Annotated in this window: 11 protein-coding genes; 3 read left to right on the top strand and 8 right to left on the bottom strand. The window is 43.6% G+C overall.

Going from position 1 to position 13,532, the window contains the following annotated elements; all coding sequences use genetic code 11:
• Window positions 1–122: 122 nt before the first annotated feature.
• The 4 genes from hemN to AC1DXF_RS05675 form a co-directional block, all read right to left on the bottom strand.
• Window positions 123–1,493, bottom strand: coding sequence for an oxygen-independent coproporphyrinogen III oxidase (gene hemN / locus AC1DXF_RS05690; RefSeq protein ID WP_477447008.1), 1,371 nt, complete (start codon window positions 1,491–1,493; stop codon window positions 123–125).
• Window positions 1,483–2,526, bottom strand: coding sequence for a 2-hydroxyacid dehydrogenase (locus AC1DXF_RS05685; protein ID WP_477447006.1), 1,044 nt, complete (start codon window positions 2,524–2,526; stop codon window positions 1,483–1,485). The genes hemN and AC1DXF_RS05685 overlap by 11 nt, the downstream gene beginning before the upstream one ends.
• An 81-nt stretch (window positions 2,527–2,607) precedes the next feature.
• Window positions 2,608–3,657 carry a response regulator gene (locus AC1DXF_RS05680; RefSeq protein ID WP_477447004.1) on the bottom strand — a complete coding sequence of 350 codons (1,050 nt, stop codon included), beginning with the start codon at window positions 3,655–3,657 and terminating at the stop codon, window positions 2,608–2,610.
• Window positions 3,654–4,841 carry a PAS domain-containing sensor histidine kinase gene (locus AC1DXF_RS05675; RefSeq protein WP_477447002.1) on the bottom strand — a complete coding sequence of 396 codons (1,188 nt, stop codon included), beginning with the start codon at window positions 4,839–4,841 and terminating at the stop codon, window positions 3,654–3,656. The genes AC1DXF_RS05680 and AC1DXF_RS05675 overlap by 4 nt, the downstream gene beginning before the upstream one ends.
• A gap of 265 nt (window positions 4,842–5,106) precedes the next feature.
• Here AC1DXF_RS05675 and AC1DXF_RS05670 point away from each other — a divergent pair, with 265 nt between their 5' ends.
• The 3 genes from AC1DXF_RS05670 to AC1DXF_RS05660 all read left to right on the top strand — a co-directional run bounded on the left by AC1DXF_RS05670 (window position 5,107) and on the right by AC1DXF_RS05660 (window position 8,123).
• On the top strand, window positions 5,107–5,826 hold the full coding sequence (locus tag AC1DXF_RS05670) for an LOG family protein (protein WP_477447000.1): 720 nt from the start codon (window positions 5,107–5,109) through the stop codon (window positions 5,824–5,826).
• A gap of 115 nt (window positions 5,827–5,941) precedes the next feature.
• The gene (locus AC1DXF_RS05665; protein WP_477446998.1) at window positions 5,942–6,340 is read left to right on the top strand and encodes a hypothetical protein; all 399 of its coding nucleotides are present in this window, start codon (window positions 5,942–5,944) and stop codon (window positions 6,338–6,340) included.
• A 304-nt stretch (window positions 6,341–6,644) separates the two neighbouring features.
• On the top strand, window positions 6,645–8,123 hold the full coding sequence (locus AC1DXF_RS05660; protein ID WP_477446996.1) for a hypothetical protein: 1,479 nt from the start codon (window positions 6,645–6,647) through the stop codon (window positions 8,121–8,123).
• 20 nt (window positions 8,124–8,143) lie between these two features.
• On the opposite strand, the gene AC1DXF_RS05655 is transcribed toward AC1DXF_RS05660, so the two are convergent.
• Genes AC1DXF_RS05655 through AC1DXF_RS05640 form a run of 4 tightly spaced genes read right to left on the bottom strand, consistent with a single transcriptional unit; the run spans window position 8,144 to window position 13,532 of the window.
• The gene (locus AC1DXF_RS05655; RefSeq protein WP_477446994.1) at window positions 8,144–9,070 is read right to left on the bottom strand and encodes a glycerophosphodiester phosphodiesterase family protein; all 927 of its coding nucleotides are present in this window, start codon (window positions 9,068–9,070) and stop codon (window positions 8,144–8,146) included.
• Window positions 9,045–10,457 (bottom strand): calcineurin-like phosphoesterase C-terminal domain-containing protein, encoded by a 1,413-nt coding sequence (locus tag AC1DXF_RS05650; protein ID WP_477446992.1) that lies wholly within the window; start codon window positions 10,455–10,457, stop codon window positions 9,045–9,047. Before AC1DXF_RS05650 ends, AC1DXF_RS05655 begins: the two co-directional genes overlap by 26 nt.
• 57 nt (window positions 10,458–10,514) lie before the next feature.
• Window positions 10,515–12,014, bottom strand: a complete 1,500-nt coding sequence (locus AC1DXF_RS05645) for a DUF5689 domain-containing protein (protein WP_477446990.1) — start codon at window positions 12,012–12,014, stop codon at window positions 10,515–10,517.
• Window positions 12,015–12,044: 30 nt separating this feature from the next.
• Complete coding sequence (locus AC1DXF_RS05640; RefSeq protein ID WP_477446988.1) at window positions 12,045–13,532, bottom strand: SusD/RagB family nutrient-binding outer membrane lipoprotein; 1,488 nt, start codon at window positions 13,530–13,532, stop codon at window positions 12,045–12,047.

Here is a 13,532-nt window from a genome sequence, read left to right as displayed (position 1 = left end):
GTGGAATGTAGGGCGTAAAAGATTTTTCGCTGCGCTCAAGATATAGTTTCTCCTCTCCCCCTATGCACAATCCCCTTGAGGTTCGTCGAAATAACATTTTGTTTTTAATAGACACTCATCATTTATATAGCCATACTAAACAACTGCGATGCAGGTTTATCGGCCCATAGGCGGGCATCAAGGCACATACAAATATTGCGCAGGTAGCGTTTGCCAATTTCGGTAACGGTAAGCCCCAGTGCGGTTAGTTCAACCAGCCCGTCATCTGCCAGGGCATTTAATCGCTCAAGGCCATCAGATACGGCAGCGCAGGGCTGGCCATGATGGTTCCATACCGTTTGGCCTTTGCACATAATATTCAGGATATGTTTCCTGACAATCAAATCTTCGGCAGTTAAAATATGGCCTTTAAACACAGGCAGTTGCCCGGCCGATGTAAGTTGCAGGTATTCTTCAACCGTTTTTACATTTTGTGCAAAAGCATACCATGAATCGCTTATAGACGATACGCCCAAGCCAATTTGCAACTGCGTATGCTGATGCGTATAGCCCATAAAATTACGGTGTAGCTTGCCATTTTGTTCTGCGTGTAAAAGCTCATCGCCGGGCAGTGCAAAATGGTCCATACCAATTTCATGGTAGCCGTAGTGCATTAGCAAAGCCCTGCCGGTTTCGTGCAGTTTGGTTTTGGCGGCAGCATCGGGCAGGTCCTGCTCGGTAAAACGCCTTTGGCCGGGTTTTATCCATGGCACGTGGGCGTAGCTATAAAATGCTATCCTGTCTGGTTTAAACAAGGCTACCTTATTCATGGTATCTGCAAGGCCCGCCAACGTTTGCAACGGCAAGCCATATATCAAATCGTAATTAATGGAGGTATAACCTATCCGGCGGGCCTGCTGTGTTACGGCCATCACCTGGTCGGCAGTTTGATGCCTGTTGATGATAAACTGCACCTTGGGGTCAAAGTCCTGTATCCCCAATGAAAGCCTCCTGAAACCCAGATCATATAAAACCTGCAGGTGATCTACCGTGGTATTTGCCGGGTGTGCCTCAAAACTAAATTCGGCATCGGGATGTAATTTGGATGTTTTAATAATGCCGTTTATCAGCATTTGCAGGTTTTTGGGACTGAAAAAAGTAGGCGTCCCGCCGCCCAGGTGAATTTCCCTTATTACGGGCGAATCGTTAAACATAGCCAAATAAATAGCCCATTCTTTTAAAACAGCCGCTATATAGGGCTCCTCAACCCTGTGATTTTTGGTGATACGGGTATTGCAGCCACAATAAGTGCACAGGCTTTCGCAATAAGGTAAATGAATATACAGGCTGATACCCGATTGTGCATTGCTTTCGGTAAACGAAAATTTAACCGATTGCCGCCACAATTCTGTATTAAACGTGGTAGCATCCCAATAGGGCATTGTAGGATAGCTGGTATAACGGGGCACCGCTACATTATATTTACCGGTAAGCAGGAGAGATTTATTTTCCATTATCAACGCTTGTCGTTATGTGGTTAGTTACCGTTTTTTGGCATTCTTTTGAACAGGCACAGGCTTTACCTACGCATTTGTTCTGCTGCCATAAATCAAGACTTTTTATGGTTGAGTTGGCTATTTCCTGCAAGGCCTCGCGGGTAAGGTATGCCTGGTGCGGTGTTACCAGTACATTAGGGTGCTCCATCAGCTTATTCAGCAAAGGATCTTTTACAGCATCTTTTTGGTGATCTTCAAAAAATAAACCTTTTTCAAATTCATACACATCAATACCCAGGTATCCTATTTTGCCGCTTTCAATTGCCGCAAGCGCGTCGGTGGTATTAATAAGCAAGCCACGGGAAGTATTTATCAGCATCACACCGTTTTTCATTTTCGAAATATTTTCGGCGTTTATCAAATGCCTGGTATCGGGAGTTAACGGAACGTGCAGGGTTATGATATCTGCATTTTGCAGTAAATAATCAAGCGATACCGGTTCGGCGTAAATTTCATCGGCCGGAAAAAACACATCGTAGCCAATAATATTACAGCCAAGCCCATGATAAATAGCGGCAGCGGCCCGGCCGGTGTTGCCCAATCCAATGATACCTACAGTTTTACCGGCAAAATTAAAGCCAATGAGGCCATCGTTCCTGAAATCAAATGCGTGGCTGTGATGATCGGCCTTAACAACCTGCCTGTTAAGGGCAAAGGCCATGGCTACGGCATGCTCGGCAATAGCCTGCGGCGAATAGGAAGGAACATTTGCTATTTTGATGTGATGGGCAGCGGCGGCATCCTTATCGATATGATCGGTACCGGATGAACGGGTAACTATATACTTTACACCCAGCGTGGCTAATTTGCCGATAACAACGGCCGAAACATCATCGTTGGTGAAAACAATAACAGCGTCTTTACCTTCCGCGTAAATAGCAGTATCCGGCCCCAATGGGTTTGAAATAAGCGTAATATCGTGCTTTTTTTGATTGGCCTTTGCCAGGTATTCTTTTTCAAAGGGCTTTATACTGTAGGCTACCGCTTTCATCGTATCTTGTTTATAAAAACAAAATTACCATTGCGCCTGCCGTAATAGAATGAGCGTTATCAGCCTAAAAAATGATCTTTATCAATTTTTCATTTTAGAAAGCTTTTCGGCCTGAAGAATGGAGATGAGGCTGCCTTTTTTTTCTATCAACCCTTCATCTTTAAAATCAGACAGCGTGCGGCTTACCGTTTCGGTAGCCATACCGGCCATGGCGGCAAGGTCTTCGCGGGTTATTTTGAATCCGTCTTTTTCGGTATGCTGCTTATGCAGGCGGGTTAAAGCCTCGGCCATTCTTTTGCGTACCGAATGGTAGGCCAATTGCATCAGCTGATCTTCCTTATCGCGAATATCATTGGCCAATAATTTAATGAACTCGCGGGCTACTTCGGGATAATGATTTAGCAGGTGGTCTACCTGGTCCCTGGGTATCAGGCAAAGGGAGCTGTCTTCAAGCGCGGTGGCGGTATCTGAATATGGTTCGTTAGATAAAATAGCGTTGATACCCAGGTAATCGTCGGCGATGTAAATGCCGGTCATCAGTTCCCGTCCGTCCTCGGCAAGCTTTATGGTTTTTATCCGGCCGGTTACCACCAGGTAAAGCCCGTTGCCTTTATCACTCTCGTAATAAATTACCTGGCTTTTTTTAAACTGGCGGATTTTGCGTTCGCTGATGATTTTTTTTAATTCGGCCAGGCCATCATTTTTTGCTATCAGGCTGCCCAGCCTGTCAAGCGATTTACTGTAAAAGCTTTGGTGCAACTCTTTTTTCTTCAACCTGCTTTCAATGGCATTTAAAAGCTCCATATCATCAAAAGGCTTGGTAAGGTAATCGTCGGCACCCATTTCCATGCCCTTACGTAAATCCAGCCTCTCGGCCTTAGCAGTTAAAAATATAAAAGGGATGGCAGCCGTTTCCGGTTTTTTGTTCAGCATGTATAAAACGCCGTAGCCATCCAGCTCGGGCATCATAATATCACATAAAATAATATCAGGTAACTCTTTTACGGCAAGCTCTACCCCTTTTTTGCCATTATTCGCATCAAAAACCTGGTAATTGGCAAGTTCCAGAATTTCAACCACGTTTTCGCGGATGTCGTTATTGTCTTCAATGATCAAAACTTTTTTACTCATGATATTGGAAAAGTTATGGTGAACAATGTACCCTGGTTAATATTACTTTTAAACTCAACACGGCCATTCATTAAACTGGTATAGCGCGCCACAATATTTAAGCCCAACCCCGTACCGGGAATATTACCTGTATTATGCGCGCGAAAAAATGCCTCAAACAAATGTTTCTGATCGGTATCGGGTATGCCAATGCCATTATCCCTAATAGTTATTACACAGTTGCTATCGGCAATTTCGGTATTAAACTCGATAAAAGTATTCTCGCCCGAATATTTGATAGCATTGGACATCAGGTTTATAACACAATTTTTAAGCAGGTTTGGGTCAAGGTTTACTATACTGCGGGTACCGGTGTGCTGATAAATAATGCTTTGGTTTTGTTTAGCAACCATTTGCAGCTCTTCGGTTATTTCTTCCGAAAATTTTACCAGGTCGAACGGGGTATAAGTTGGCTCAACCCGGCCTGCCTCCAGTTTTTCAAGCGATAGAAAATCATTAAGGATGGTTGTTAAATTACCAACCGCGTTTTTAATTTTTGCTACATGCTTACGGATATTGGCATTATCATAAGGCTGTGCATATTTTTCTATTAACGATGCCGATAACTGTACGGCACTTAAAGGTGTCCTGAACTCGTGCGAGGCCATAGATACAAAACGGCTTTTTAAATGCCCCAGTTCCTTCTCTTTTTCAAGCGATACACTCACCTCTTCTTTTGCCTGTTGCAGCGCTTCCACAGTATTTTTAAGGGTTTGGGTACGATGCTCAACCAAATCTTCCAGGTGGGCGGCATAATCTCTTAACTGTTCTTCGGCTTCTTTTTCTCTCGAAAGGTCATGTATAAACCCGGCGTAAATCTTTCTGCCGGCAAAATCAACTTCGCTTACCGCAAGCCTGAAGGGGAAGGTTGTACCATCAGTTCGTAAACCCGTAACCTCCCTGCCAATACCTATAATATGAGGATCGTGCGTTTGCTGATAGCGATGGATATATTCGTCGTGCTGTGCCTTATAGGGCTGTGGCATCAACACAGATATATTTTCACCAATTACGTCGTCCGGCTTACATAAAAACAGCTTGCATGCCGCGGGATTTATCGTTTCTACAATCCCCCTGCCATTAATAGTAATTATACCATCAATTGCATTTTCAATAATAGCTTTTAGTAAGGCCGCATTTTCCATAAACAGGTGTTATCAATAAACTGATAAACATCACAAATATTAGCATAAACAGCCAATTAAAATATAATAGTTTTCATGTATAAATATGATGATGGTCATTTTTTTATCCGTGTGGACTATAGATTTCCGACCGCCGGTAACATAACCCGGCTGCCGGTAAACTGATAACAAGCATGTAGTATAATGCGCATTGTCATGTTTTGAACAACAAATAACTTAAATCTTTACACTGTATTAATTGAGACTATTCCAATAAAAATAAACCATGAATAATGCCGAGATCCAATTTCTTGACGGTCCGCAATCAAGGCTCAGTGAGTTGAAGTTTACTTTTAAAACCATGGCCGATCTTATCCACGGCTTTAGGGCCCTGCATTTTATCGGCCCCTGTATAACCGTTTTCGGCTCGGCCAGGTACCGGGAAGACCATCCCTATTACCAGCTTACCACGAAAGCGGCAGCCGAATTTGCCAAACTTGGGTTTACTATACTTACCGGCGGCGGCCCCGGGTTAATGGAAGCAGCCAACCGCGGCGCCAAAGATGTTGGCGGGCGATCTGTAGGCTGTAATATCCAACTCCCGGTAGAGCAAAAACCCAACCCCTACCTGGATAAATGGGTGTACATGAAGCATTTCTTTTTACGTAAGGTACTACTGGTAAAATACTCGTTCGCGTTTATAGTGATGCCCGGCGGTTACGGTACTTTGGATGAATATTTTGAAGCGCTCACCCTCATACAAACACATAAAATAAACAATTTCCCGGTGATCATTTTCGGTACCGAGTACCATAAAGAACTGATTGACCACATACAGGTTATGAAAAAGAACGCCACCATAGGCGAATTTGACGCCAACCTTTACCTGGTTACCGACGATATTGACGAGGCCGTTAACCTTATTAAAGAAAAAAGCATAAAACAATATGGTCTGAAAGTAAAAACAAAACCTAAACCGCTCAAATGGCTGTTTGAACGTGCTTAATTTAAATAAGGTGACGACAGTCATTTTTTATGGGTGAAAGGCCCGCTAATTTTACCATTCAAGCAATAATGCAATCTTAATAATTAGTAAAATAAATATGCAACCTACCACATCAATGTCTGCACGGTCATTACAGTATTACGTAATAGCACGGCGCTGGCTATCCGATCTTGAATTTTTTAAGATAGAAACATCATTCCTGCAAAAGTTATTGGATAAGCATATAGCCAACCTGCAGGATACCGGGCATATCCATAAATTAATTGCCACCGGCAAAGCTTTAAAACACCTGCAGGACATGGAGGTTGAAGAATTGCTCACCAGGCAGGTAAGGCAATTGGAGCTTATGTCTGAAGATATTATCCCCGAAGATACCGATGCCCTTACATCTACCCAGGTAAAGCTGGCCTATTTTATGACCAACCTGACCCGCGAATTCCGACAAGTTAAACAAGATCTGTTTAGTTTGGTATTGGATGCCACGCAATCAAACAATCCACCACAAGTTAATTGACCTCCTGTTATTGATAATAGCAAGCGCCTGTTTATATGGGCGCTTTTTTTATGCCCTGGCAACAACATTATATTTTGGTATCTGCCAATCTCAGATAACAAAAATTCATTGGCGGGTGCCTCGCAATGGTAAAATGAAAAGCACAATCGCCAAAACTGCTACGCCCTTTAAGGCAGCAAATTGTTGTATGCTATTATCTTTTCTCAAAATCAACAATTTTATTAACCGGGCGTTTCGGCTTCATCAAATATATTTTATGCCGGCATCTCTCAGCAGGTAAACTGAATTTTATTAACTTTCAAGCATGAACAAACACGGCCTGTTTAGATTTTTGATCTTCCTTATTGTCTTACTGGGGATATTATTATCTGTTTACCAGTTTCTTTACAACAGAAGTTTATGGAATGATGAAGCCACACTATCTTTAAATATTATCCATAAAAGCCCTGCTGATTTGCTTAAACCGTTAGATCTTGCGCAGGTTGCCCCTTTATTGTTTTTGGAAATTGAGCATTTCATCTTTTACTTTATTTCAGGAACAGAATACGGATTAAGGTTGTTCCCGTTATTAAGTTATATCGCTTCTATATTCTTTCTGTATCAAATTCTTAAGATTGTATTTAAGAACCGCTCAACGCATATTTTTGCGCTGTCGCTATTTGTATTTAATTCTGTTTTAATTTACTATTCAAGTGAGGTTAAGCAGTATATGAGCGATGTACTGGTTGCTATTGTATTATATTATTGTTTGATAAAAACTTACAAGCGCGATTTCAACAGGTACCTCACCCTGGCTATTATTGGTGCAATATCCATCTTTTTATCAAACATTACCGTTATCATATTATTTGCATTTGGCCTATACCTCATTTTTGACATTTACAAAAAAAAGGCCTGGCATCCGGGCATCATTTATGTGTTTTTAACATGGTCAGTAACATTTGGCATCTATTATTTATGCTTTATACAAAATCATCCAACCAGGAATTATATGGTAGGGTATTGGTCAAGAGAGCAGGCGTTCCTTCCGCTAAACCCCTTCAAATTGGATTTTTATCGTTTCCTGTTCACAAAAAGCCAGATGGTTTTTTACTTTTTATTTGGGTACGGCAACCTTGGAAAGATATTTTTTCCTTTACTATTTTTAACGGGCCTTTTTAACTTATACAAGAAAAAAGCTTTTGGTTCCTTAATACTCATCACATTGCCAATTATTGTGCATTTAGTGTTATCGGGCCTCAAAATGTATCCTTTCGACAAGCGCCTTATATTGTATCTATATCCAATTTTTATCATCGCGATAGCTTTTGGATTCGATTTTTGCAGGGTAAAGCTGGCAGGCATAGTTAAACCCGAAGTACTTGCGAAGCTGACGCCTGTTGTAGTAGTTATACCCATCTATTTTTGCTCCTTCGTTTACTTTAATTCTTTCCCAATGGTGCATACGGAAATAAAACAGAGCATTAATTTTATCAAACCCAGGCTGAAAGATAAGCAGCGGGTTTATGTTTACTATGATTTAGTTCCGGCGTTTACGTATTATAACCAAACCGGGTTTGTAAATTTAAAACACCAGGTTACTTATGGATTTTACGACACAGATAGAAACAAATATATAGACCAACTAAAACTATTGAAAGGCAAAAACTGGCTATTGCTAAGTTACGAAGGTACGGACGCAGAAAAATTGATTATCAATACATTAGATAAAATGAATTTAAAAAAAATTGAATCATTTACATTTGGTGGTGCAAGCGCGTATTTATACGATTTCGGCAACTAACAAACCAGTCAAAACCAATTTTAGTTCGTCAGCAAATCCGGGTAGTCAAATATAATGCCATCTACCTTCAAATCTTTAAGCTGTTTGATCTCTTCGCTGGTGTTAACTGTCCATGGCAAAATTTTCACATGCATATCGTGGCATTTTTTTACCAATCCGGCATCTACCAGTTTATAGGCCGGGCTGTAGATGAAAGGCGTATAACCAAGATCGCTGATGTTTTCTTCAAACGTCTTTTTATTCTCTACCAGGTATGAAGTTCGTACATCGGGATATTTTTCATGAATGATCTGGATAGTTCTTTTATCAAAAGACTGGATCACTACAAAAGGCATGATCTTTTTTTGTTTTATTACTTTCATCAAACGGTCTGCAAATTCTTCGGGCCCGGGGTTGTACACCTGGTCGCCGGCCGGGCTGCATTTGGTTTCGATATTGTAAAACACCTGCTTTTTGTGCTGCGATTTAAGGTAAAGCTGCACAGAATCAATCAGGTCGGCCAATAAGGGCATATAGGTTTTGATCTTTTTTTGCCGCGGAAACTTGCTGTAATATCGTGAACCCACATCGTATTGTTTCAAGTCGGCATAGGTCATTTTGTAAAGTACCAGTTTTTTCGCTTCTTCACTGCTCATCTCTTTTCCATCGGGGGTTAAGGTAAACAGCGGGTTGATGTATTCATCATGCGATAAAACAACCTGGCCATCTGCGGTGATATGGGTATCCATTTCAAGGCCGGTAACACCAAGATCAATAGCGTTTTTCATAGCTACGATGGTATTTTCGGGCATCAGGCCCCGCCCGCCGCGGTGCGCTTCCGTATCAAAATCCGGGTAAGCCGCACCTTTCAAAACACCTGTTTGAAAGCCTGTAAGGCCCGGCAAGATAACCAGGCCGATACCGGCAATAATGTTTAATGTTCTATTTTGCATCAACTTCTTTTTCATAATTGTTACCATAACGGTCCGTAGCCACCACTTTCACCTTATTTACGGCAGGTTCAAAATGCGCTACAAAAAGGTGATCTGTTTCGTGAGGTTCCACAAAATGACGGCCTGCTGGCAGGTCATCACCTTTATACAAAGTTACCGATAAAGGATCATAACCGGTTTCCCTGGATAACACTCCCATTGGTTTATCATCTAAAAAATATTCCACCTTCCATTCCGGATCATAATTCCATACATTGGCAATCAGGCGCATCTGGTCGGTCAGTTTTTCTACAAAAATGCTTAACTGGTTCTCCCTGGGCAGTCCGGTTGATTTGTAATACCATTTCAGGGTGGTGCCAGTCACTTCGTAAACACCGTAGCCCCGCGGGGTACCGTCTGTACAGATGGGACCTGTCCACCAGGCGCCGCAAACGGTACCGTGAATGTGCTCATACACCCCGTTACTAAAATTATTGGCGTGCCAGTGTGTATGGCCCGACATGACATGCACGTTCTTAAAGCCTTGCAGAACAGCATAAAAGTCCTTGTTGTTTTTAACTGCGTTATAAACCGGAATATGCAGGTTGATGATAACTAACTGATCTTTGCCCACATGCTGCAGATCTTTGGCCAGCCAGGCCAGCTGGTCTTCGGTTATGTACCCATCATACTCGCGTTCAACCCCCAGGTAACGCACATCGTCAAGCACTACATAATGGGCTCTACCACGGTTAAAGGAGTAATAGGTAGGTCCGTAAAACTGCTTAAACGTAACATCCGATGTTTCGTCGCCCCCCATCCGGTAATCCATATCATGGTTACCTATCACCTGGAAAAACGGAATGCCTGTTTTTGCGATTGCCTCGTTGTAATCGGGAAAAAGCGCGTGGTTATCCCAAACCAAATCGCCTACGCAAATGCCATGCACTAACGCATTTTTACCCAACGACCGGATAGTTTCTATTGTATCGGGCACCGATGTTTCCATCAATTGCTTAACATCCTTTTTGTTTTTCACCTGTGGATCGGCCCAGATAATAAAATGATGGTTATCGTCATCCGCCTTTAAGCGTTCCAGCTTGAAATCGTAATGGCCGCCGCCACTTATGTTTTCATACTGTTTGGCAATATTGTAATCGTTTTTAAACTCGTAACCGGCCGGTGTGCTCATAAATATGCTTTTGGCCTTTTCGTTCGGGGTGATCTGGTAATTACCTTCTACGTCTGTCAGTACAACCGAAAAGCCGTCGGAAAGGACGACATCTTTGACGCCTTTTTTGCCATCGGTAACTCTTCCTTTGATAAGGCCCGTTCCGGTTTTAGCAAGGGCATCCACATGCAGCGCAATGAAGGCGCTCCCCGTTATTAAACCGATGTTTTTTATAAAAGATCTTCTGTTCATTTCATTTTTTGTTAAACCCCCGCACCCGTATTCTCAACCGGTGCGGGGATTTTGATTTTAGTTTTGCAGGATTGTAAAACCGATACCGGCTTCAATAGTGCTTAAAGGTGATGTGAGTGTTAAGGGAATGCTTGTTACCGTACGCCCGGTTGTCCAGCGGCCGGTAATTGCATCATAAACACCGCCAAGCCGGGCGAAATTACCGTCGGTTGGCAGGGTCAGTTTCGAGGTATTGGTGCCGCCACCGTAAAATCCCTGAGCTTCGTGGCTTACCGGGTTTATGGTGCTATAGTAGTCGGTGTTGGTGATACGGTATCCAATCTCGGGCGGGCCGGCAGCATAAACTGCTCCGTTACCGCCGTACATGATAACGTCAACTGGCACGGTTGTGGCATCTACAGTTATGCCCTGAAATATGGCTATACCCGCTACGTTACCGCTATTGGCCAATAAGTTTGAGGTGGCGTTACCAAAGTCGGCGCCAGGATCAGTTGAATATTGAGTACTGCTGATCCAGTTGGCGGCGCTGATATCGGTACTGCCTGCACCCCAGATGTTTTTATTGCCCCCTACATAAAAAAACTGCCCCTTGCTTACCTTGCCCGATGTAAGGTTAAATTTATAGCTACGCGCCAGGCCGTTTGCCCAGCCATTAACCGGTGCTGGATTAGTGCCGGCGTTATTGCAGGTAACTACAGCAAAATTAGTCACCGAAAAATCGATATCCCTGGTGGCCATTAGCTGGATGTACTCGTAATTGGCATCGCTTCCGCTTGGGTTGGTCAAATACCCGGTTATAATTACAGGCGATGGCCTGGTAGCAGCAAGGATGAATATATCATCCCTAGTTCGGGGCCATAACTGCACGGTAGTATCTGCAGCGGTAGACGAAATAAAGGGAATACCTGTGAAATTTGCACTGAAAGGCAGTTCCTGTCCCGCAAAGTTTGCAGCAGCTTCGGTATGTAACATCATTTTGCCAAAACCGTCGTTAATGGTTTTGTCACCACTTAAGGTTTCGTCTGGCTGAGGTTCGGGCTGGGTGATGGCCTTGCTAACTGTTACCAGGGTATGCTCATAAATATCTGGCGTTGCCAGTATTTTGCCCGATGGCACAGCCTGCAACCATATGATATGATTAGCCGATACTTTACTTACTGACGACTCCTGCAGACCGGTAACGCGCATGCTGCCGTTCACTTTGGTTAAGGTAGCCCCGGCAAGCTGCACCACTACCGAATCGCCGGGAACATAGTTGGCCGCGGAGGCGCCGATGGCCAACGAAATACCGCGGATGGCGTTCCGCCTGTTGTTTTCAATCACTAAAATACCCGCGGGAACATTTCCCGATGCCGCATCGGAAATAACCACGCCCGTAACTTCTTTGGCACCACCGAGTTTATCGGTGGTTAATGCCACATCCGCACCCTTGTACAGGCCTTTCAAATCCACAATAGCAATAATTGGGCTAAGTGTGCCTTCTGCATAATTGTTTTTCTTACAGGCAGTAAAGCCAACTGCTGCGGTTATGAGCAGGAATAAATATATCTTTTTCATTTTATGGAGATCTGGATTATCATTTAATTATTATGGTTTCTGCCACCAAACCTGTGTGCTAATCTCGTCGGCACCCTGGCCGGCAACCGCCGCTTTGTAATTATCAGGGTTGGCCGATTGCACGTAAACAGGGTAGGTTAAACGTGCAGGCATAATACCGTTGTTAACCAGTCCGTTACCTTTAGGCAATACGGGGTGGCCTGTGCGGCGGTACTCAAACCATTGTTCAAAGTCGGTATAAAACATCGAATAATATTTTTGCAGATGGATCATCTCCATTTTATTATCCAGCGTCTCGGTATCGTCCCAGGCCATATCCGCGCCGGTTAAATAAGTATCTATAGGTATGGTAAAAGTTGGCACCCAGTAGGTAATGCCCGACAGCACCCCGTTGCTGTAATAGGTTTTCGCATTGCCGGCAATCCAGCCTTTGGCCGAAGCTTCTGCCAGGATAAACTGCAGCTCGGAATAGTTCATGATGTTGCCCATCAAAGGCTCGCTCATCAGGGTTGTTGCTGATGTGGTAGACAGGAAGTATGACCGGTTTGGCACACTCTGCCCCGGCGCATACCCGCTTGGAATGCCCACATAACTTCCCTGGTAGGTAGCAATCGACCAGCGATTAGTAAGCAGCCTCGGATCGGCCCATCGGTTCAGGTTATTGATAAAGAATTCGGCAATACCTAAAGCGCGCCAGTCCTGCTCCCGTACCCCTCCTATAAATGGCGAGGTTAGGGCCCCTACACCCGTCCAGCGCAATACAGCTGCATCATCATTGCTTGCCATAATGGGATAGGCCGAGGGGTTTGTATCTACCATTTCTTTGATTTTGGCAATACAGGCGGCAGAAACATCTGCCTTGCCCGAAAGCCTTAATAATAACCGCAGGTACAGGCTGTTACCAAATTGCCGCCATTTTAAGGCATTGCCTTTATAAACGGGATCACTACCGCCTAAAATGTTCGCGGCCCCGTTCAGCAGGGTATCAGCCGCTTCCAGCTTTTTAAAAATATCAAGGTAAATATCTTTCTGCTTATCAAACTTTGGAGTAAAATTACCCTCCTTACCCTTGTTGGACTCAAAATAAGGCACGTCGCCATAGGTATCTGTCAGCAGGGAATATAACCATGACTGGCAGATGAGCGAGATACCCATATAGGTTTTGTTATAGGTAAGCGGCTGGCTGGCTACGGTATAAATGTCCTTAAAATTGGTTAACTGGGTATACCAGCCATTCCAGGTATAATCGGCCCAGGTGCGTTTAACATCGTACCTGAAAACCTTGCCTTCGCCATCTCCGGGATCTACAGTAACCTGCATCAGCTCGTTATTGAAATTGCGGCTGCGCAGCATATTGATGCTTACCGTATTAACCAGTGCCGGCGCCAATAGTTGCTGCGGCAGGGCGTTCGGTGTTCCATTCGGGTCAGTATTCAGGTCAACAAATCCTTTTTTACAGGCCGATAGCATTACCGTGCATAACAGCAGCATTGATATCATCTTTAAACTCTTTTTCAT

This window comes from Mucilaginibacter sp. P2_A5, from assembly GCF_056404995.1.
This window is presented reverse-complemented; position numbering and strand designations above follow the sequence as displayed.

Excerpts from the sequence above, each read along its gene's own strand:
- AC1DXF_RS05665 (WP_477446998.1), top strand. The coding sequence starts at position 5,942 with ATGTCTGCACGGTCATTACAGTATTACGTAATAGCACGGCGCTGGCTA.
- AC1DXF_RS05655 (WP_477446994.1), bottom strand. The coding sequence starts at position 9,070 with ATGAAAAAGAAGTTGATGCAAAATAGAACATTAAACATTATTGCCGGT.
- hemN (WP_477447008.1), bottom strand. The coding sequence starts at position 1,493 with ATGGAAAATAAATCTCTCCTGCTTACCGGTAAATATAATGTAGCGGTG.
- AC1DXF_RS05680 (WP_477447004.1), bottom strand. The coding sequence starts at position 3,657 with ATGAGTAAAAAAGTTTTGATCATTGAAGACAATAACGACATCCGCGAA.
- AC1DXF_RS05675 (WP_477447002.1), bottom strand. The coding sequence starts at position 4,841 with ATGGAAAATGCGGCCTTACTAAAAGCTATTATTGAAAATGCAATTGAT.
- AC1DXF_RS05640 (WP_477446988.1), bottom strand. The coding sequence starts at position 13,532 with ATGAAAAAGAGTTTAAAGATGATATCAATGCTGCTGTTATGCACGGTA.
- AC1DXF_RS05645 (WP_477446990.1), bottom strand. The coding sequence starts at position 12,014 with ATGAAAAAGATATATTTATTCCTGCTCATAACCGCAGCAGTTGGCTTT.
- AC1DXF_RS05670 (WP_477447000.1), top strand. The coding sequence starts at position 5,107 with ATGAATAATGCCGAGATCCAATTTCTTGACGGTCCGCAATCAAGGCTC.
- AC1DXF_RS05685 (WP_477447006.1), bottom strand. The coding sequence starts at position 2,526 with ATGAAAGCGGTAGCCTACAGTATAAAGCCCTTTGAAAAAGAATACCTG.
- AC1DXF_RS05650 (WP_477446992.1), bottom strand. The coding sequence starts at position 10,457 with ATGAACAGAAGATCTTTTATAAAAAACATCGGTTTAATAACGGGGAGC.
- AC1DXF_RS05660 (WP_477446996.1), top strand. The coding sequence starts at position 6,645 with ATGAACAAACACGGCCTGTTTAGATTTTTGATCTTCCTTATTGTCTTA.